This window comes from Halalkalibacter flavus, from assembly GCF_036663575.1.
GTDB classification, from domain to species: Bacteria; Bacillota; Bacilli; order Bacillales; family Bacillaceae_D; genus Halalkalibacter; species Halalkalibacter flavus.
In genome coordinates this window covers 1-338 of the sequence record NZ_JAWRVK010000151.1, presented here as the reverse complement: position 1 = coordinate 338, position 338 = coordinate 1, and the positions used below count along the sequence as shown (strand labels likewise).

1 tRNA gene and 1 rRNA gene are annotated in these 338 nt (G+C 53.6%); both read left to right on the top strand.

What is annotated here, in order from left to right:
• A 5S ribosomal RNA gene (gene rrf, locus SAY88_RS26155) occupies positions 1–75 on the top strand; the annotation flags it as partial.
• Positions 76–261: 186 nt separating this feature from the next.
• Positions 262–337: transfer RNA gene (locus tag SAY88_RS24825), tRNA-Ala, on the top strand.
• The last annotated feature ends 1 nt before the right edge of the window (position 338 follow it).

Sequence of the window (338 nt, the reverse complement as noted above, 5' to 3'; positions counted from 1 at the left end):
GAACACGGTCGTTAAGCTCTTTTGCGCCGATGGTAGTTGGGGGCTTCCCCCTGTGAGAGTAGGACGTTGCCAGGCAATAATAGGGGGTGTCTCAAAAGTCTGTTTTTGACCTTTTGAAACACCCCCTAAGCAATGAGCGAAGTCGCTACATCTTTTAAAAGCCTTAAGAGGAGTGGGTTCACACTCACGGCGTGTAGCGAACTGAGCCATTGCCTCCTCTGTTCCGGACTTTTGGGACAACCCCTTTGTTTTGTGATGAACGGGGCCTTAGCTCAGCTGGGAGAGCGCCTGCCTTGCACGCAGGAGGTCAGCGGTTCGATCCCGCTAGGCTCCACCAA